Source organism: Lysobacter sp. Soil_C_15, from assembly GCF_057657315.1.
In genome coordinates this window covers 621843-639736 of the sequence record NZ_JBDGIR010000002.1, presented here as the reverse complement: position 1 = coordinate 639736, position 17894 = coordinate 621843, and the positions used below count along the sequence as shown (strand labels likewise).

Annotated in this window: 18 protein-coding genes; 12 read left to right on the top strand and 6 right to left on the bottom strand. The window is 63.0% G+C overall.

Annotated features, from left to right (window positions below; genetic code table 11):
* Positions 1-74: 74 nt before the first annotated feature.
* The 8 genes from AC3A57_RS06920 (at position 75) to AC3A57_RS06885 (ending at position 7591) form a co-directional block, all read left to right on the top strand.
* Positions 75-1847: a proprotein convertase P-domain-containing protein gene (locus AC3A57_RS06920; RefSeq protein ID WP_487578220.1), complete on the top strand. Its 1773-nt coding sequence runs from the start codon at positions 75-77 to the stop codon at positions 1845-1847.
* Positions 1848-2037: 190 nt separating this feature from the next.
* Positions 2038-2886 carry a methyltransferase domain-containing protein gene (locus tag AC3A57_RS06915; RefSeq protein WP_487578219.1) on the top strand — a complete coding sequence of 283 codons (849 nt, stop codon included), beginning with the start codon at positions 2038-2040 and terminating at the stop codon, positions 2884-2886.
* An 87-nt stretch (positions 2887-2973) separates the two neighbouring features.
* The gene (locus AC3A57_RS06910; RefSeq protein ID WP_487578218.1) at positions 2974-3531 is read left to right on the top strand and encodes a DUF3228 family protein; all 558 of its coding nucleotides are present in this window, start codon (positions 2974-2976) and stop codon (positions 3529-3531) included.
* 85 nt (positions 3532-3616) lie between these two features.
* Positions 3617-4009 (top strand): GFA family protein, encoded by a 393-nt coding sequence (locus AC3A57_RS06905; protein WP_487578217.1) that lies wholly within the window; start codon positions 3617-3619, stop codon positions 4007-4009.
* A gap of 215 nt (positions 4010-4224) precedes the next feature.
* On the top strand, positions 4225-4581 hold the full coding sequence (locus AC3A57_RS06900; protein WP_487578216.1) for a hypothetical protein: 357 nt from the start codon (positions 4225-4227) through the stop codon (positions 4579-4581).
* Positions 4578-5390, top strand: coding sequence for a zeta toxin family protein (locus AC3A57_RS06895; protein WP_487578215.1), 813 nt, complete (start codon positions 4578-4580; stop codon positions 5388-5390). The genes AC3A57_RS06900 and AC3A57_RS06895 overlap by 4 nt, the downstream gene beginning before the upstream one ends.
* Before the next feature lie 21 nt (positions 5391-5411).
* Positions 5412-5780: an XVIPCD domain-containing protein gene (locus AC3A57_RS06890; protein WP_487578214.1), complete on the top strand. Its 369-nt coding sequence runs from the start codon at positions 5412-5414 to the stop codon at positions 5778-5780.
* A gap of 254 nt (positions 5781-6034) precedes the next feature.
* Positions 6035-7591 carry a TIGR04141 family sporadically distributed protein gene (locus AC3A57_RS06885; protein WP_487578213.1) on the top strand — a complete coding sequence of 519 codons (1557 nt, stop codon included), beginning with the start codon at positions 6035-6037 and terminating at the stop codon, positions 7589-7591.
* A gap of 688 nt (positions 7592-8279) precedes the next feature.
* On the opposite strand, the gene AC3A57_RS06880 is transcribed toward AC3A57_RS06885, so the two are convergent.
* Positions 8280-8522, bottom strand: coding sequence for a helix-turn-helix domain-containing protein (locus AC3A57_RS06880; RefSeq protein ID WP_487578212.1), 243 nt, complete (start codon positions 8520-8522; stop codon positions 8280-8282).
* 100 nt (positions 8523-8622) lie between these two features.
* Here AC3A57_RS06880 and AC3A57_RS06875 point away from each other — a divergent pair, with 100 nt between their 5' ends.
* The 3 genes from AC3A57_RS06875 to AC3A57_RS06865 all read left to right on the top strand — a co-directional run bounded on the left by AC3A57_RS06875 (position 8623) and on the right by AC3A57_RS06865 (position 9606).
* Positions 8623-8871 (top strand): XAC0095 family protein, encoded by a 249-nt coding sequence (locus AC3A57_RS06875; RefSeq protein WP_487578211.1) that lies wholly within the window; start codon positions 8623-8625, stop codon positions 8869-8871.
* A gap of 95 nt (positions 8872-8966) precedes the next feature.
* A complete protein-coding gene (locus tag AC3A57_RS06870; RefSeq protein ID WP_487578210.1) occupies positions 8967-9140 on the top strand; it encodes a hypothetical protein in 174 nt (57 codons plus the stop codon).
* Complete coding sequence (locus AC3A57_RS06865; RefSeq protein ID WP_487578209.1) at positions 9115-9606, top strand: Rossmann-fold NAD(P)-binding domain-containing protein; 492 nt, start codon at positions 9115-9117, stop codon at positions 9604-9606. Before AC3A57_RS06870 ends, AC3A57_RS06865 begins: the two co-directional genes overlap by 26 nt.
* A 129-nt stretch (positions 9607-9735) precedes the next feature.
* Here the strand turns inward: AC3A57_RS06865 and AC3A57_RS06860 are convergent, their stop codons facing one another.
* From AC3A57_RS06860 to AC3A57_RS06845, 4 genes are all read right to left on the bottom strand, one after another.
* Positions 9736-11577, bottom strand: a complete 1842-nt coding sequence (locus AC3A57_RS06860; protein ID WP_487578208.1) for a peptidoglycan-binding domain-containing protein — start codon at positions 11575-11577, stop codon at positions 9736-9738.
* Between the two features lie 22 nt (positions 11578-11599).
* Positions 11600-12298, bottom strand: a complete 699-nt coding sequence (locus AC3A57_RS06855) for a hypothetical protein (RefSeq protein WP_487578207.1) — start codon at positions 12296-12298, stop codon at positions 11600-11602.
* 77 nt (positions 12299-12375) lie between these two features.
* A complete protein-coding gene (locus AC3A57_RS06850; protein WP_487578206.1) occupies positions 12376-13059 on the bottom strand; it encodes a hypothetical protein in 684 nt (227 codons plus the stop codon).
* Positions 13060-13331: 272 nt separating this feature from the next.
* On the bottom strand, positions 13332-14450 hold the full coding sequence (locus AC3A57_RS06845; protein WP_487578205.1) for a hypothetical protein: 1119 nt from the start codon (positions 14448-14450) through the stop codon (positions 13332-13334).
* A gap of 203 nt (positions 14451-14653) precedes the next feature.
* Between AC3A57_RS06845 and AC3A57_RS06840 the strand changes: the two genes are divergently transcribed.
* Complete coding sequence (locus AC3A57_RS06840; RefSeq protein ID WP_487578204.1) at positions 14654-16195, top strand: S1 family peptidase; 1542 nt, start codon at positions 14654-14656, stop codon at positions 16193-16195.
* A 350-nt stretch (positions 16196-16545) separates the two neighbouring features.
* On the opposite strand, the gene AC3A57_RS06835 is transcribed toward AC3A57_RS06840, so the two are convergent.
* On the bottom strand, positions 16546-17760 hold the full coding sequence (locus AC3A57_RS06835) for an alpha-lytic protease prodomain-containing protein (protein WP_487578203.1): 1215 nt from the start codon (positions 17758-17760) through the stop codon (positions 16546-16548).
* Positions 17761-17894: the final 134 nt, after the last annotated feature.

Here is a 17894-nt window from a genome sequence, read left to right as displayed (position 1 = left end):
GGAAGATCGCCGCGCCCGACGGCATCGGCGACAGGGGCGGTCGCCGCTTTCCCCTCATTCAGGAGTGGTCCCCCATGGCTATCCCGCTGCGGCGGCTGCGTGCGTTCACCGTGCGCGCCTGCGTTCTCGCTCTGTTGGCGCTGGCGACCACCGCCGGCGTACACGCTCAAACCCCGGCGCCGTCCGGCGTCAAGGCCGTCGGCGACTTCAACCTCGGCGTCGAACCGCGCACCGTCGCCAGCAGTCGCGAAAGCTCGGTCGCCAGCTACGTCGTTCTGGCCAGCGTCGACCGCTTCAACCAGTCCGTCGTGCTGTCCGCATCGAACCTGCCGGTCGGCGTCAGCGCCAGCTTCTTTCCGGGCAAGCTCACCCCGCCGGCCGGCGGCAGCGTGCGCTCCAAGCTCACCCTGGCCATCGCCCCCTATGCCGCGGTCGGCACCTATCCGATCACCGTCAGCGGCCACTACGGCGATCGCGTGCGCAGCACCACGCTCAACCTCACCGTCACCGCCGATTCGGACTACAAGCTCAGCGTCAGCGGCACCCAGCACATCACCCCGATCGGCGGCGGCAGCCAGTTGCCGGTCACCGTCACCGGCATCGCCTACAACGAGCCAGTGACTCTGGCGGTGAGCGGCCTGCCCGCCGGCGTCGAGGCCGACTTCGGCCTCAACCCGGTCCACCCGGGCGCCAAGGCGGCGGTCAGTTCGACCCTGAGCTTCAGGGCATCGACGCAGGCGGTGCAGGGCAAGTACCCGATCCGGGTCACCGGCACCTCCGGCGGCACGGTGCGCAGCGTGGCGTTCGACTTGTACGTCAATCCCGCGCCGGACTTCACCCTGTGGACGGTCGGGCGCAGCCGCGCCCTGGTCGCGGTGACCCAGCAGGCCGGCATCAGCGGCTGGCTGGAGATCAACGCCCGCCCGCTGCATGCCTGGAACCAGCCGATCGTGTTCTCGATGGAAGGCCTGCCGCCCGGGGTCAACGCGCGCTTCAGCCCGGCCACGGTCTACCCCTACGGCCCGACCAGCATCGCCTTCACCGCCAACGCCGACGCCGTGCCCGGCCAGTACCAGGCGAACGTCGTCGCCACCGGCGATTCGACCACCCACCGCCTGCCGGTGCAACTGACGGTGCTGCCGTACCTCGACGCCAACCGCTTGCCCAACGAAGTCACCCGCGTCGGCCTGTCGCTGCGCGCCGGCGAATCGCTGCTGTTCAACATCATGAAACCCGAAGGCTCTGCGCCCGGCTTCGCCCTCGACACCCAGGTCGGCTTCGGCACCGGCAGCGGCACCTTGTACGTGCGCGAGGGCGCGCCGCCGACCGATACCGAGTTCCACTGCCGCACCACCGGGCTGTGGAGCAGCTATTGCCGGGTCGAGCGCGACCCGCAACCCGATTTCCCGATGACCTACTTCCTGCGTCTGAAGGCCGCCACCGACCTCCAGGGTGCCAGCGTCATGGCCAGCTACGGCGCCGGCTACGACGGCCGCCCGCCGGCCGCGTTCTCCAACCCCACCGACTACCTGATCAACGACAACACCGCGGTGGAAAGCCCGCTGACCGTCAGCGGCGTCGACGGCAACGGCGGCAAGGCGCACCTGGTCTATCGCCTCAATCACCCGTATCGCACCGACCTGAAGGTCGAACTGATCGCCCCCGACGGCCAGGTCCACCTGCTGCGCGACCACGCCAACGGCCCGATCAATCCCAGCCCCGACCACGCCTTCGATTTCACCGACAAGGTCGCCAACGGCGTCTGGAAGCTGCGCGTCACCGACGACGTGCTCGGCGGCTCGGGCACCTTGCTGGACTGGCGGCTGGAGTTCTTCCGCGCGGAGTGATCGGCAACTTCGCGGCGCCATCCCGGAGAGGAGCGACCGCGCCGCCCCCTGCGAACGTGATCCCCGCGAACGCGGGGATCCGGAGCCTTCAGCGCCCTGCCTTCGTTCCCCTCTCCCGCTGGCGGGAGAGGGGCAGGGGTGAGGGCATCGCGCCAGCGCGTCCGGCCCCGCCACCGCCTACACTGCGCGCATGGAAAAACTCCGCGCCCTGTTGGCGCAGCTCGACCACGACACCGCCCTCGACGCACCGGGCCGTCTGCCGGACCGGCTCGCAGCGCTGGACCGCCTCGACGCCTGGCTCTCCCACATCGCCCCCGACGACGCACCGCTGCGGCAACGCGCCCAGGCCGCCGCCGACCGCTTGGAGGCGCTCAACGCCGCCTTCTATCAAGACCTGCGCGACGACCTCCGCCAAGGCCACGGCGCCGCGCGCCTGCTGCGCTACGCCGACCGCTGGGGCGGGACGCCGCCGAGCGATCCGCAAGCCTACGACCTGCTCGACGAACTGATCGCCGGCGTGCTGCCGTTCGGCGAACCGCAGGCGCCGCAAGTCGCTCTGGCGCCGGAGATGGTGTTCTACCAGCCCACCCCGGCCCGCCACATCCTGGCGCTGATCCGCGCCAGCGAACTCGGCGCCGACGACGTCTTGGTCGACCTCGGCTCCGGCCTCGGCCACGTGCCGCTGCTGGCCGCCCTGTGCACCGGCGCGCAGGCCGTCGGCATCGAACTGGAGCCGGCCTACGTGGCCTGCGCGCGCCGGGCCGCCGCGGATCTCCACCTGGCTACGGTGCGGTTCGTCGAAGCCGACGCGCGCCATGCGGATATCTCATTCGGCACGGTGTTCTACCTCTACACCCCGTTCCAGGGCGCGATCCTGGCCGAAGTGCTCGACCGCCTGCGCGCACAGGCCGCCCAGCGCCCGATCCGCGTCTGCAGCTTCGGCCCGTGCACGCCGGCATTGGCCGCGCAGCCGTGGCTGGCCCGGCAGGACCAGGGCGACGCCTGCGGCCCGGCCGTGTTCCGCAGCCTCGCCGGCTGACCCGCGCCGGCCGCACGACCCGGGCAGGCCGGCGCGCCGGACCGCAACGCGCGTAGCCACGCGCGGCCGCTCCGCGATAATGCCCGCATGACCATCGTCCTCACCGACTTCGCCCGCCCGCGCCTGTTCCCGCGCGAACCGCGCCGCAACACCATCCAGGACATCGCCCCGGAGCAGTTCGAGCGCCACCTCAACGACCATCCGCCGCTGAAGGTGCTCGACGGCTACGCCCCGTTCTGCAAACTGCACGTGCACCGCAACTGGACCCGCACCCGCTGCCTGGCGGTGCCGATCACCGACGCCAACCGCCACCTGCTGCGCAGCGGCTACGAGGCCCGCACCAAGGACGAACTGCCGGTGCTGGTGCGCTGGTTCGAGGGCCTGGACCCGCCGGTGGCCGAGTACCTGATCGTCATCCTCTACAGCCGCGAGCAACTGGCCAAGGAAGGCACCGCCATCGACGCCGACTGGGGCGTGGTCGGCTGCATGTACACCGCCGAACCGGTCGAAACCCCGATGGCCCCGATCACCATGATGCGCAATGCCCTGGGCGTGGAAGAGGGCGGCTCCGGCGTAGCGCTGGACCGCGAGGCCTACCGGCGCAGCGTCGAGTTCTGGAGCGCGCACGCCAACTGGCGCGGCTGAGCGCCGAAACCGCGCACGGCTCGCATTGCAACGCCGCCGGATTCGTCGTACACCGGGCAGCGGTCGTCTTCGAAGGAAGCCCCGCATGGACCGAACCACCGCCGGTTGTCTGTGCGGCCAAGTCCGCGTCGTCGCCACCGGCCGGCCCTACCGGGTCGGCCTGTGCCACTGCCTGGACTGCCGCAAACACCACGGCGCCCTGTTCCACGCCTCGGCGATCTTCCCCGCCGACGCGGTCAGCGTCGAAGGCGACACCCGCCACTACCGCAACCGCCACTTCTGCCCGAACTGCGGCTCGCCGGTGTTCGGCCGCAGCGGCGACGAAGTCGAACTCAACCTCGGCGCCCTCGACGCGCCCGACCGGTTCCAACCCACCTACGAACTGTGGACCGTCCGCCGCGAATCCTGGCTGCCGCCGTTTCCGCTGGCGCATAGTTACGAGCGCGATCGCGAAGGCACGGGGCGTTACGAGGACTAGACCAAACAGGCGAGTTGGCACATTCGTCCACGCATCGCGAACGTCGAAACACGGCCTGACCCGGCACGACCGCAACCCACGGTTGCGGGTTTCGTTCGTTCAACGCGATCGATCGAACAATTTGCGCCGAGACCGCCGCGTAAGGCTTGCAAGCCGGCCTCGGAATAGGGGACTTTTATCCGGCCCCAATGCCCCGCTCAGGAAGAGGACACCGCATGTGGCTATTCAAGGCCAAGCTGCCGCCCCCGGAAGTCCCGTCCAGCTTGCGCGAATTGCTCAAGGACTACCCGGGGCATATCGAAAGCTTACAAACCGTCCTGAATGAATTCGCACAGCCGACGCCCCGAGCGCAGCCCTTGGACGAGGCCATCTGGGCACTTCAGAACCGGCTCGACTGTTTCCTTCAAGAGGCCGTTCGACAGCTGGAAGCCGCGCGGGCCGACCGAAACCCCGGGTTGTTCGACGAGGCCGAACGCGCAAGATCGACGATGGGCCGCGCGCTGTTGAGCTTCGACAGCGATCCCGACGGGCTTGGGCGTTACTTCAAGCGGCACAGGAAGGCATTCGAATGACATCGCAAGAGCGCGCGTTGGACATAAGAGTCGGCGAGATGATTTTCTGGGATCGGATCGTTCCCGATAGCGGCATGGAGCAGGCCGCATCCCACTCCCAACCCCGGGCGATCTTCTTGGTGGGCCAGCCGGGCGCAGGGAAAAGCACCCTGATAGGCATGGCGAAAGCAGACCTGGGCCATGATCTGATCATGATCGACCCGGACAGGCTCCGCAGCTATTGGCCGGGTGTGCGCGAGCTGCGCAACGCGAGCCCATACACCTGGCCTCTCGATACCGACCATGATGTCGGCCTCTGGGCCGCCGCCTTGCAAGAGGTGGCGGTTCGAGACCGTAAAAACATCGTCATCGATACCCCATTGAGCGACGCGGAAAGCCTGCTCGACCAGATACGGTTACTGCAGGTCGAGAGCTATCAAGTTCAAGTCCGAGTCGTGGCCGTGCATAGATTGGAGAGCGAACTCGCCGTCGATGTGCGCTTCCTGAGTGGCTTCCTCAGGGACGGTCACGGTCTCTATCACCAGGAAACCTTCCGTAAGCAGTGCTACGAGAACATGCCAAGCAACTTGGATCGCGTGTGCGATCAAGCAAAAATCCCGATCCGCATCTTCAATTGCGATGGCCTGGAGATCTATGACGGCCGCATCGACCCAGCGCCGCCCGGAGCGGTGCTCGAGCGAGCCCGCGAGGCCCGGCTGGCCGATCCAAAAGTCACCAAGGCAGTGCATAGGGGGTTTAAAAAGCAACAGGCCCTGCATCGCGACCTTCCCAAGATACTCGCGCGCATGACCGAGCTGCCGATGCCATGAGGTGGGAATTTTGATGCCGGATTGATTCCTTCCGAGGTCCTGTCCAAATTGCTTGAAATGCTTAAGGGCTATCCCGAACACCTTGCGCGGCTGGACGCGACCTATCAGCGCCAGCAACAAGCGCTGAAAGTCACCGACCTGGCCCCGGTCGAAGTGGATGCAGACCGGCAGCAAACCGCGGCCCTCGCACCCACGCCCGCATCGCCCAGGCGCAGCACGCCGCAGGATGCCGCCCCCGATCACGCCCTGTACGAAACAGGTCGTGGCACCGTCGAGCAACTCGACCGCCACGCCGGTAAGCCTTGGAATCAGAAAATCCAACTGATGGCCGCCAGCAGCCTGACGCCCGCTGGGGAGAAAATATTCGGCCCAAGGACGAAACCCGCCTGATCTTCAAACACTAGCGCGAACCTGGGCTTGGTCGAGGCGATGCATGTCTATCGTGCCGAAAATTTCTAGCCAGCAGCAGAGCATGGCCTGGAACGCTTGCTTTTTGCGTTGTCGATTGCGTGAAGGACGCATTCGATAGAAGGGGGCGTTGTGTTGTAGATGCAATATCAAAGTGAAGGCACGCCTGCCTGACTAAGAATGATTTTATAAGTGCTTGTCTTCTGAGTGAGTGCCGATCATTTGGGTGAGAAGGTATGCCGAGCTTGCCAGTTACTGTCTTTCTGATTAGAAAGAGCTCTTATATTGAATTGGGGGCGTTTCTGGCGAGGATCGGTCGGGGCGTGGCTCTAACTGGTGGTCTTAATGGAGCGTTTTACGCGATCCCTCAAGAAGCTGAGCCTCCGCATTGGGTAAAGATCCTTGGTGGAGTCTACGTTCCAGTCGCCGCTCTTGCTGGTCTAGTTTCTCAGAGTCCTGCTGGCCTGCTTGCGGTTAGGGTTAATAAGAAACTGTTCGTAGTTACTTTTGGCCATGCTTGGATGAAGCTGGAAAACGACTGGATAGATCACAGTTTTGGTCGGCGTGTCGCATTGAACACAATTGCGGGCGACGACTTGCGCCAGCTGAGATCGGAGCAGGTACTTGCGAGGCGGCATAGGTCCATCGAGCGATCACCAAGTGTCGCGACTTTGTATGAGTTCGGATACGAAAGCGACCGGGATCTCGTATTTTCAGTTGAAGGGGTGTCTAGGATTCCGCCTTTTCTTGGAAATGTACGCGGCGGAGCTCCCCTTAGGTTTGATGTTGATATAGATCAGTTGCCCAAAGCCCTCCATGCGGCTAGCCGGCGGCTTGGGTATGGGTATAAAAGTAAATTTCCGGACATTGACAATCTGATCCTTGTCGAATCAAAGTCAGATATCTCAGCATTGGATGCAATATTAAATGGGGAGATATCTGGCGGGAATGTTGATGGGCGGGTGGGGCTGACTCCTCCGGTTTCTTTGGAGGTTTTTGATCAGGATATATATTTCAGCTATGGGCGCTGGCGCGCAAGGGCGCATGCGAGGTCCTGGTCGTTGCAATATCCTGAATGGATTGCTTCTCTGTCGGGAGCCGCGGCGTCCCTCGAGGCCTCTGCTAAGTCAATCGTTCATATCGTTGATGCGGCTTCTGGGGCTCGGGTGGGGGCTATAAAAGTTAAAGATGCTCTTTCGTTCGATTACGTAAATCGAGATGGCCATTTCATAATATTTTCGGGGAAGTGGTACAAGGCGTCACCCAGCCTCGACGTAAAATTGGCTGATTTTCTGGTTAAGCTGAATGCAAGCGCGTTCGCCCCGCCACCCTGGAATGGGGCTGATGATGAAGGCACATATAACTCTGCGGCTTGCGCTGCTACCCCGCGTCTTGTGCATATGGATGCTCGTCATATTTTCTTTGGCGGAGGGCAGTCTAAGTTTGAGTTCTGTGATTTTGCAGATCCTGTGAACAAGATTTTATATTTTGTTAAGAACTCAGCCACGTCGCCTATGAGCCATCTCTATGAGCAAGCGCGCAGAACTTGTGAATTATTCTTTTCAAGCAATCAAGATTATTTGGATAAACTCAAAGAGGCGTTGGTGCGGAAGCGCCCTGGAATTGATACCACGTGGCTTGATGCGTATCCACGTGCGATGGAGTGGGAGGTTTGCTTGGTATCGATGGGGCGTGCAGCTGCGGAACTGCCAATGTTCTCGAAGTGCGGGTTAATGCGTGTCCATCGCGAATTGTCAGGTCGTGTTAAGCAGGTTACTTTTTCAGTCGTTTAATAGTGCTGGCATTTTAGGGGTGGTTATTGGTGGTGGTCATAACACAAAGGCGTTGAGAGCTTTAAGGGCATAGGAGGCCTTATTATGATCGAGCTTTTGCTGTTTGATATGGATAACACATTGGTAAAGGCTGCGGATCTGGAGGCATATCGAGGCACGGCAGGGCTCAATCCGGGTCCAACTTATGCGCGGGATCTTAGGATTAGCGCGAGCGCAGTGCGAGATCGTGAGGTGTATTCGCAAGAATATGTGTTGAGGCTTCGCCGGGAGGTCTTAAGTTAGACATGTTTGCTCGGTCACCTCGCGCATATTTCAATGTTTTGCTCGCCCCTTTACTATCCCTTGCTCGGTGGAAGTCTACATGCTTCACGAGCCGCTTATGAAAGGTGGCTAGCGGCGCCGTTCCCTACCGATCGCGATCGCGAGAACGGTGAATTGAAAATAGAAGCGAACCTCGTACTGGCATCTGATAATGATTCGGCAAAAATCGAGCTGCTTAAATGTAAGAAGAGCGCTTGCGCTATCTTCGCATCATTAATTCAAAGAACGATTATCCATCACTGTTGTCTGCGGACTTGAGTGCTGAACTAGAGGTCTCTCAGTCGGAGCGACTGCGGAATCCGTTGTTTTAGTGCCTGATTTTCCGTCATAAATTTCTGGGGGTGTGTTAGTCGCGTGATCGGTCTGCTCATAGTTTTGTCTCGAAACGTTTGACGAATGTTGTCAGTGATACACCGCAGATAGAACAATATTCTTTTAGTTGAATTAGATCGATGCGCTGAGTTCCGCCTTCAATCTTGCTTACATAGGACTGCGGCTTACCCAGCGCCTCAGCGCAGGCCGCTTGAGTGAGGCCAGCTGCATTACGCATTTCGCGGATGAGCTGGGACAGAACTGCGTTCTCTTTCGTGTAGAGCGTGCTGCTTGACATGTGTGCGGTATCCGAAGGCCCGCACGAATGCTGTATCCTCTTTAAGAATATTCAAAAATAGAATAAAATACTCCCGTCATGGATCGATGACCTTCGGGAGATGCTCATGCGAAACGGACGCCACGCCCCTATCACTACGCCTCACAGCTACCTGCTGCCCGCTACAGCACAACAAGCTCTGACTCAGACTCGCGACCAATTGCGCCTGCTGGCCCAACTGGCCGAGCCGCACGGAGAGGGCGGTCCCGATGTGGTCTATCTATCTGCACAGGCGCTAGCCCAGTGCTTTGATCGCTTAGCTGACGACTTGGACCGCATAGCCGAAGCTGTCAGTCCATCCGAGCTGTAGTTCGTTCTACCCAGAGTCGGCCGCAGTAGCTCGTCGCTCTGGATGGCCAGTCCGAGACCTGAGCAGAATCCCAGCTCGCTCGATGGGAGTTCGTTATGGCAAGCCGCACCGTCATCGTCGCAGGCGCAACCGGCCTGGTGGGCAGGGAGCTTCTGGCCGGGCTGCTGGCCGATCCAAGCGTCGCCGCGGTGCACAGCCTCGGCCGCAGAATGCCGGCGGAGCAGCATCCCAAGCTGACGATGTATGTCGTCGATCGCCGCACTACCTGATCTGCCACACGCGGACGTGGTGCATCTCGCGTTGGGTACGACGATCAAGATCGCCGGCAGCCAGGCAGCGTTTCGTGCCGTCGATTACGACGCCAACCTGGCGGTCGCGACGGCGGCCTTGGCCGCGGGCGCCAAGCGGGTCGGCCTAGTCAGCGCGATGCGCGCCGACTCCAAGTCGAGGTTTTTCTGCAGCCGGATGAAGGGAGAACTGGAGGACGCCTTGGCGGCGGTGCCGTTCGAGGGCATGGTCTTCGCCCGTCTATCGTTGCTGGTCGGCGACCGCGAGGCGCTCGGACAACCGACCCGGCAGGGCGAGGTGGGGGCCGCACTCGGCAAGGTGCTGGGACTCCTGATCCCGGCGAACTACAAACCCATCGACGCGTCGGCGGTCGCCTCGGCTCTACTATCCGCGGTGCCGTCGGCCCAAGGCCGCTCGGTCCTGCTGTCCGGTTCAATGCGGCGCTAGGCGCTTCCGCGGCCCTGAGTTGCCGCGGATGGAGGGGGCGATTCGGCTTCCTGGCCATGGCAACCAAAGTAGTCGCTCGCCTGGAACGACCCGTTGCGGGGGGGGCTTTAGGTCAACTCGGATACTGGCTTACTGTCTCGGGCCGCGGCTCGGGTCTTCCTGCGAACGTTGGGCTAGATTTTGCGCGTGTTGTGGGTCGCGCTCTTGATTGAAGGATTGGTTTGCACGCAAGGTGTCCTGCATCGGCGGTGCCGGCTCGGACGTGGATACACCCGCGTGGAATCCCGGTACGACACTCGCGACCCACAGGGTTCCATCTACAACCCCGATGTGGCCGATGCGACCAGCATCGGGAATGCCGTTCTGCTTGGCTTGGAGCATCGCTTGCGCCACTTTTTCGTCAGTCACTTGCGCAGGCACGTTCTGTCGGATCTTGTCGAACATGGCCTGATCCTCAGGGGCTAGCCGTGAGGGTGTCAGTGTGGGGTCGATGCGTGCTGGCGATGAAGCCGGGCTGATCGGGGCAGGGGCCTGCGAGCCGGAGGCGGGTGCTGGGGAAAGGGGGGCTGCATGGGGTGCGCGGCTCGCCTCGTAGCGATCGGCAGCCGACTCGGGATCGATCCGCCTGCCAAGATTGACGTTCGCGGCGAAGTCGCGGGCGGGACGGTCGGAGACTTGGTCCGCCGCTCGTTGGACGATAGCCAATCCGGCCTGGGTGCGGATCGCTGCGAGCGTTTGCCGATCTGCGACACCGTTAACCTGCTCAGTGCCATGCCAAAGTTGAAAGGCCTGTACTGCTCGTTGAGTGGCCGGGCCAAAAACGCCATCCGCGGTGATCGGCTGTTTGATCCGCTCATTGATTCCGAGCTGGATCAGATTCTCCTGCAACTTTGCGACTTCCTGACCTTGCTCGCCTACTTTCAAGCTGCCGTCGGCCATCGCATCGCGTGGTTGGCGAGCGCTGGCTGTGGAGGTAGGGGCCTGTAAGTACGACGGCAAGCCTTGGTCGTTCGGCTGCATCCAATCGTTTCGATAGCCGTGTGGTTGAAAGCGCTCGGCGACCTGCTGGAAGTCCGGTGTCGCTGAGAGTGCCGCGGCGTGCGTGCGTAATGTCGTTAGCGTCGCAATGTCGGCTGTGCCGGTAGCTGGGAGGTTGTTGCGCTCCTGGAACAGGGAAACAGCTTCTCGCGTGCTCTTCCCATAGTCTCCGTCGGCTTGCAACGCTCTGCCGTCGGCATCGGCCGCGCCGACCAGCTTCAGATTTTCCTGCAACGCTTTTACGGAAAGATTGGCTTCGCCCGGGCGCAGCTCATTCTCGACAGGCAGTTGGTAGGGAATGCCTTTGAATCGTTCTTCGATGATCAGAAGTTGGTCGAGTCCGTCGCGATTGAGCGCTATATCGTTGTAATAGTCGTAGCTGCTGGTCCCGTAGTCGTCCGTCGCAGCCTGCTTGCCCTGGACGACTTTCACGGCACCGCCATATCCGGCGATATGTCGTGCTTTCAGGAAACCCGCGATGTGCTCCTCGGAGTCACCCTCAACGAGCACTCCCTGCCTCATGGCGGTGCGATAAGCGGCGTCGCTGTTGCGTTTGAACGCTTGATCCTGCAAGTCGGCGGAGGCTTTGTACTGGTCGAGGCTCAAGCCGTCTTTCCAGTTGGAGGCATCTTCCAGGAAGCGGGTCATGCCTCCCGACTCGGCCCAGGTCCACTCTCTGCGATACCCCGACATCGCCGCTCTGACCTTATCCGCGTCGACGTAGCCCGCATCGGCCAGCCAGGTAGCGCCCGCCTGATATCGTCCGACGTAACCCGCACCGTTGATGATGCTCAGGTCGCCGCCATTGCTCTCGGTCAAGACGGTTGAAGCCACCAGTCTCCGAGTGGAATAGTCGCTTAACCCTTCGATATTGCCCTGAGCATACTGATTGGCCGTCAGTACGGCTCGTTCTTGCCTACGCGTCCCTGCCATGTTCCTGCTCCTTGATGGTTGATCACTGGTGCTGCTTGCACTTCAGTTGGGCCATGACCTCGCTCGGTCGGGTCCGTGTCAGGTCGAATACCGTGAAGCCCGCGGTGTATTTGCCGCCGTCTTGCTGACTCGCCTGCACATAAATCTTGTCCCGCCCCGCGATTGAGACAGCGAAGAACGCGCCATTTCCTGCGCCCTCTTCAGCCTCTCCCGGGGCGCATTCATCGGCGATCGTGGAGACTTCAGCCGCGGCGCCGAACTGTTTCTTGAGGACGTCGAGGTAATCGTCCGAATAGAAGGGCTTGCTGATCGAGATGGACTCGACGGCAGCCTGCGACCCGTTGATGGATAGGGTCGACTCGCCTTCGTTTCTTTTCGTGGTCGCGTAATCGGATCCAGGCCTGCCGTTCGGCACCTCTTTGACCGGGAACCCGAGCAGCAAAATTTTTCCTTGTTGTGAGTAGCGGCCGGAGGCGTACTCTTTGGGCGAAGGGTCGATCCATTTGATTTGGGGTAAGGCTCTATACGCCGTCCAATCGCGGCCTTGGTCGCTCACGAACAGCTCGGCGCTGGCGAGCATGTCGCTGGACTGGGCGCGTGCAACACGTTCAGTGCCAGGCGTCGAGCTGGCCGGACTGTCAACAGCGGCGGTTCCCTTCTGGCAGCCTGCCAAGCTCAGTAACGCAATGGTGGCTGCTGCGGTCAGGTAGTTGAGATTCACGTCATCTCTCTTTGTTGGATTGGTCCTTCGGCGAGACTCGGACGAACAGGGGCTTGGTCCCGAAAGCTGCAAATAGGTCAGTTCTCAATAATCATCTCGATCGTGACGGCATGCACGCAGGCGGTCTGATCGCTTTCGGGGGAGCTGCTGGGGGTGTAATCCACCAATAGAGATTGCCTGCCTTTCCAGTAGTGCCAGGCTTGCGGTCTGTTATGCGGCCCGGGGAGCTCACTGTATTGGTAGCCCATGGCGTTCAGCTTGTCGTGCAGACCAGCAAGGGCTAGCGCACATGGCCGGAGCCGTTGCGGGTCGTATTGTTTTTCATCCGGAAGGCGGATCCCAACCCGTTTGTCATCGCTGGTGTACTGGCTGAAATAGAATGAATACGCCGAGCCGGAGTCCAGGCTTCCCTGCGTCGACCAGGTGCCTTCGACTTCGGAAGCGCCCAATGGGAAATGCGTCAGTTCCTCCACCCGTGCTTTGCTCAGGTCGTCTGTGGCTTGGGTGCCATGGATCAAGGCTAACAACTTTTCTTCGAACTCTGCGCTGCTCAGCTTTGGCGCTGAGGCCGACGTATTAAGTGTGTCTTTCACAGGCTGAGCCTTGGAGCTGGAATGCGATGCCGGTTGATCGGGTCGATCGGGCTGCGGTGCGGTGGCCGAGACCTCCGCTGGGGAGCCACCGGCGAAGAGGCCCAAGCACAAGATCTCGCAACCGAGTATGCGTGTGTAGAAATGGATCTGGGCGATGAGTCGGAGCATGGACCGGTTCCGAAAAGATGCCGCTAAGGTCATGGAACTGGCGTCGGGTTGCAAGAGCAACTGGGAGTTGCGTAGTTGCTGGGGCCTATCGGATCAGTTGACAGCTCTGTCGATCACGACCGAGATGTGATCGATGCACTCGATGCCGCCGCGGTCGAGCGGCTCGGTCGGGTAAAGGTCCACGTGGACCACTTGCCCGTTCCTGGAGAAACGCCAGTTCGAGGCTTTGCCGTGCACTCCGGTCGATTTGTCGCTGCGGAAATCGGCGGCGTCTAGTTTGCGTCTAGTTTGCGATGCAACGTTTCGAAAGCCAGCGTGCAAGCAGCGGCGCCGGTTCCTTCGCTTTGCTTCATTGGAATCGCCCCAATCTCCAGCCTGACGTCGTCGGCCGCGAATCGCTCGATGCCGATGGAGAATCGCCACCCCTCGGCAGTCGTTCCCTTGGCGTAGGACGCATCACGGCTGTCCAGGCGATGCAGGATCAGTCCGGTCAACTCTTCGATGCGTGGCTCGGTGAGGTCGGCCTTGGTGCGGACCCCGTCGATCAAGCCGAAGATGATCGACTCCACTTGCCGAGCCGGAAGCTCAGGTGGGGAGAGTGGGACCTGTTTGGCAACAATCATCTCGATCGTGATGGCATGAACGCAGGCGGCCTGACCGCCTGCAGGCGTGTCGTGGTAGGTGTAGTCCACCAATAACGACTGCCGGCCTTTCCAGTACTGCCAGGCTTGCGGCAACCCGTGCGGCCCTGGGAATTCGCTGTCCCGGTAGCCCATGGCTTTCAGCTGGTCCTGCAGGCCGGCCAGGGGCAACGCGCAGGTATGGCGGCGCTGCGGGTCGTAGCGCTTCTCGTCTGGCAGGTAGACCTGCACCTCTTTGTCGTCGGCATATCGGCTGAAGTCGAACGAATACGCCGAGCCGGAGTCGAGGACACCCCGAGCCGACCAGGTGCCGTCGACTTCGGAGGGGCCCAGTGAGAGGTGGGTCAGCGCTTCGACCCGAGCCTTGCTCAGATCGTCCGGGCCCTGGACGCCTTGGATCAGGGCGAGGATTTTCTCGTGCAACGCGGCGCTGCTCAGCTTGGGCGCTGAGGCCGGTGCTTTAGACGTGTCGTTCATCGGGCGAGGCTCGGAGCGGGGCGGCGGTGCGGGCTGTTCAGACCGTGTGGCCTGCGGCGCGGTCGCGGATACGCCGGAGGGCGAGCCGCAGGCGGCCAGGCCCAGGTATAGGATCGCCCAGCCGAGCGCGCTTGAGCCGGCGTGGGTTTTGGCGATGAATCCGGGCATGAGCGGCATCCGCAATGACAAGCCCAGGGTTGCGGAACGACCGCTGCCTTGCAAGAGCAACCGGCAGTTGCGCTGTTGCTGTTCGATGCAGCCGCTAATGGTCATTCGCTCAAGCCACCGGGGTCGCCAAACGGTTGCAGCGAGAAAACCATCGGACTAGGCCAAACCGGAACACCCGTTCCGTTTCGATCCATCGGCGCCCAATCGCCGTGTCAGTTCTGACAGGTCCGCGCGCATGCGCATTCGCAGCGACCGCTATAAGTCGGACGACAGGTGTCCGCCTGTCTCGACCCAAGGAGCGTTGCCTCATGGATTTTGGATCTCGTCGTTCTCTGCGTTTCGTCCCGGCCGCGTTGGCGGCCGGTCTGTTGTGTTCGCTGGGGCTGCAGGCGCAGCCGGCCGGGGGCGACCCGATCGCGGTGTCGTATGCGCAGACCTATCGCGTGCCGGTGTCGGAGGCGCAGCGCCGGATGGCGCGGGTGCCGGCGATCGCGCAGTTGGAGCAGCGCTTGCAGCGGGAGCTGCCGGAGTCGTTCGCCGGGCTGTATATCGAGCACCAGCCGGCGTATCGGGTGGTGGTGCGGTTCACCAAGACGCCGAAGGCTTTGTTGGCGCGCTATACGAAGGACCCGGTGTTCGTGGCGCAGCTGGCGCCGCGGCCGTTGGAGCTGCTGCGCGGGGCGCAGGAGGAACTGGCGGCGCAGTTGAGTTCGTCGGGGGTGGCGTTCGAGTCGGGGGTGGACGTCAAGACGTCGCAGATCAACCTGTTCGTGCTCGACACCGCCGCTGCGGCCAAGCGCTTGTCGGGGCTGATGGCGGTGGCGGATTACATCAAGGTGAAGAAGGTGCCGGGGTTGATGACGCCGACGGCGATCGTCGGCGGCAATCAGGTCGACGGCAGCACCCAGCGCTGCACCACCGGCTTCAACGTGTTCAACGCGGCGCGCGAGCTGGGGGTGATCACGGCGGGGCATTGCGACAACGCGCTGACCTACATCGGCAGCCCGAACGTCACCCTGACCTTTCAGAGCGAGCAGAACGGCGGTTCGCTGGACCTGCAGTGGAACAAGCAGTCGGGCGGTACGGCGCAGGAGCAGAGCAACCGGATCAAGCTGGTCGGCGGGCCGCAGGCGACGATGGACATCACCAGCGAGACCACCGCGGCCAATCTGCCGCTGGGCACGACGGTGTGCAAGATGGGCGTCACCACCAATTACACCTGCGGCGAGGTGGCGGACAAGAACGCGCAGGCGATGTACGCCGGCTCGGTCGGCACCTACATCCGGGTGCACAACGCCAGCAACCAGGTGATGACGGCCGCCGGCGACAGCGTCGGGCCGGTGTTCGGCACCAACACCGCCTACGGCCTGGTCCACGGTCGCGGCGGCACCGGCACGCCGACCCACAACGACCTGTACTTCATGCCGGTGGATCACTTCTCCGCGATCGGGGTGACCCTGCTGAAGGAGAAGTTCGCCCTGACCAGCATCCCCAACGTGTCCGGGCCGCACAACGTCAGCTTCCAGGCCCAGGTGTTCTTCCAGGGCGTGCCGAAGTTTCCGGTGCAGCGCAAGACCAAGATCGTCAGCTGCGCCTCGGGCTGGACCTGCAGCGATTACAACGGCACTTACAACACCAGCAGCGCTTCGCCGCTGACTTTCAACTACAAATGCAACACCAGCGGTTCGACCCCGACCTCGACCTTCGTCTGGAGCACGACCCTGATCGGCGCCGACGGCGTGGCGACCAACGCGATCCAGCACACCAGCACCTGCACCGCGACGACGCTGGCCGGTGCGGCGAAGGCGGGCGGCGAGGGCGGGGCGCCGTCGATCACGATCGAGCCGTAATGCCAGCCCGGGGCGGCGGCCGTCGCCGCCGCCCTTGTAAGAGCGGCGTCCCACGGGGATTTCCTTCGGTCATAAGCCGCGACCGCGCAGTTGCGGGTTCGCGTCGTTATCCCCTGCAACCAACGCTCACAAGGGTAGGAGCGGCGTCCCACGGGGATTTGCTCCGGTCACAAGTCGCGACCGCGACGGCAGAGGGCGGTTTCTAATGGCGGCGCCGGGAATCGGGGTTTCTGCGCGTTCCCTGTCGCGGCTCATGACCGAAGGAAATCCCGTGGGACGCCGCTCCTACAAGCGCGGAAAAGCGCCCCGGATGGCCGGGGCGCTCGGTTTGCCGCTACGGTCGCGAGGGCTTACGGCGTGGTCTTCAAGGTCAGCGAGTAGGCGCTCAGGATCGGGTTGATCGGGCTGTAATAGCTGTTGCCGCCGCCGGTGCGGCCCTGGCGGCCCTTGCAGCTGCCGCTGCCGCCGGAGAGCACGCCCTGGGCCTGGCCGGCGCCGGTGATGAACGAACCGCCGGAGTCGCCGCCTTCGGAGCAGGCGGTGGTCTGGGTCAGGCCGGTGACGGTGCCGTCGGGATTGCCGGCGTCGTCGACATAGGACACGGTGACGTTCTTGCTGCGGATGGCGCCGCAACGCCAGCTGCTGGTGCGGCCGGAACGGCACAGCGCGGCGCCGACCGCGGCCTCGGTGCTGCCGACCACGTTGACGTCGCCGTTGCCGTAGCCGTACACGCTGGCCGACAGGGTGTGGGTGCTGTCGACCTGGACCCAGCCGCGGTCCGGGCCGGTTTCGTTGTCGTCGGGCATGGTCGAGGCGGCGAACGAACCCAGGCGCACGCCCGGGGTCCACTGCGAGACTTCGTGATAGACCACTTCGCCGGTGTCGCCGCAGTGGCCGGCGGTGGCGAAGCCGTTGCTGCTGCCCTTGGTGACCGAGAAGCCGACCGAGCAGGCGTAGACGTAGCCGTCGCCCGGATCGCGCAGGTAGCCGCGGCCGCCCTGGATGGCGATACGGCGCTGCGGCGCCTCGGCCAGGGTTTCGAAGCGCACGGTATTGCTGTCCAGGCCGCTGCGGGCGACGAAGTCGACCGCGGCGTCTTCCGCGCCCGGGGCGACGCCGACGATCACGCTGTTGCTGGGCAGGTCGACCGCCCAGCTGTACACGCCCTTGGGCGCCTTGCCATTGCGCGCCAGCTGACTGTCGAGCTGGGCCTTGGCGCGGTCGAGCGCGGCCAGGCTGTGGCGGGCTTGGCGGGTTTCCACGCCGGCCGCGGCCTTGGCGGCCTTGATCGAGGTGCTGGCGGCGACGAAGGCGAAGGAGCCGTCGGCCTTGCGCTCGAGCCAGGCGCCGGCGTAGTGGCGGCCCAGTTGCTTGGCCAGCGCCTTCTCCTGCTGCGCGGCCAGGCGTTCGGCCTTGAGGTACTGGGCGAGCTGCTGGCCGGACAGGCCGAGGTCGCGCTGCAGGGCCGTCTTCAGGGCGGGGGCGAGCTCGTCGGCGGCGAAGGCCGCGCCGGACACCATCATGACCGCCGTTGCAGCGAGAACCGACTTACTGATCTTGCGCATATCCAAAAGCTCCTAGGGCAGAGAAGGGATGCGGACAGCGATGCGGCCGGGCCGGTTAGTCGGGGATGCGCCGGTGGGGCGCTCAGGTGGGCCGCAATGAATGGAACGGGGCGATGCGACGGCGTCCCTACCTT

Excerpts from the sequence above, each read along its gene's own strand:
- AC3A57_RS06920 (WP_487578220.1), top strand. The coding sequence starts at position 75 with ATGGCTATCCCGCTGCGGCGGCTGCGTGCGTTCACCGTGCGCGCCTGC.
- AC3A57_RS06915 (WP_487578219.1), top strand. The coding sequence starts at position 2,038 with ATGGAAAAACTCCGCGCCCTGTTGGCGCAGCTCGACCACGACACCGCC.
- AC3A57_RS06910 (WP_487578218.1), top strand. The coding sequence starts at position 2,974 with ATGACCATCGTCCTCACCGACTTCGCCCGCCCGCGCCTGTTCCCGCGC.
- AC3A57_RS06905 (WP_487578217.1), top strand. The coding sequence starts at position 3,617 with ATGGACCGAACCACCGCCGGTTGTCTGTGCGGCCAAGTCCGCGTCGTC.
- AC3A57_RS06900 (WP_487578216.1), top strand. The coding sequence starts at position 4,225 with ATGTGGCTATTCAAGGCCAAGCTGCCGCCCCCGGAAGTCCCGTCCAGC.
- AC3A57_RS06895 (WP_487578215.1), top strand. The coding sequence starts at position 4,578 with ATGACATCGCAAGAGCGCGCGTTGGACATAAGAGTCGGCGAGATGATT.
- AC3A57_RS06885 (WP_487578213.1), top strand. The coding sequence starts at position 6,035 with ATGCCGAGCTTGCCAGTTACTGTCTTTCTGATTAGAAAGAGCTCTTAT.
- AC3A57_RS06880 (WP_487578212.1), bottom strand. The coding sequence starts at position 8,522 with ATGTCAAGCAGCACGCTCTACACGAAAGAGAACGCAGTTCTGTCCCAG.
- AC3A57_RS06875 (WP_487578211.1), top strand. The coding sequence starts at position 8,623 with ATGCTCATGCGAAACGGACGCCACGCCCCTATCACTACGCCTCACAGC.
- AC3A57_RS06870 (WP_487578210.1), top strand. The coding sequence starts at position 8,967 with ATGGCAAGCCGCACCGTCATCGTCGCAGGCGCAACCGGCCTGGTGGGC.
- AC3A57_RS06865 (WP_487578209.1), top strand. The coding sequence starts at position 9,115 with ATGTCGTCGATCGCCGCACTACCTGATCTGCCACACGCGGACGTGGTG.
- AC3A57_RS06860 (WP_487578208.1), bottom strand. The coding sequence starts at position 11,577 with ATGGCAGGGACGCGTAGGCAAGAACGAGCCGTACTGACGGCCAATCAG.
- AC3A57_RS06850 (WP_487578206.1), bottom strand. The coding sequence starts at position 13,059 with ATGCTCCGACTCATCGCCCAGATCCATTTCTACACACGCATACTCGGT.
- AC3A57_RS06845 (WP_487578205.1), bottom strand. The coding sequence starts at position 14,450 with ATGACCATTAGCGGCTGCATCGAACAGCAACAGCGCAACTGCCGGTTG.
- AC3A57_RS06840 (WP_487578204.1), top strand. The coding sequence starts at position 14,654 with ATGGATTTTGGATCTCGTCGTTCTCTGCGTTTCGTCCCGGCCGCGTTG.
- AC3A57_RS06835 (WP_487578203.1), bottom strand. The coding sequence starts at position 17,760 with ATGCGCAAGATCAGTAAGTCGGTTCTCGCTGCAACGGCGGTCATGATG.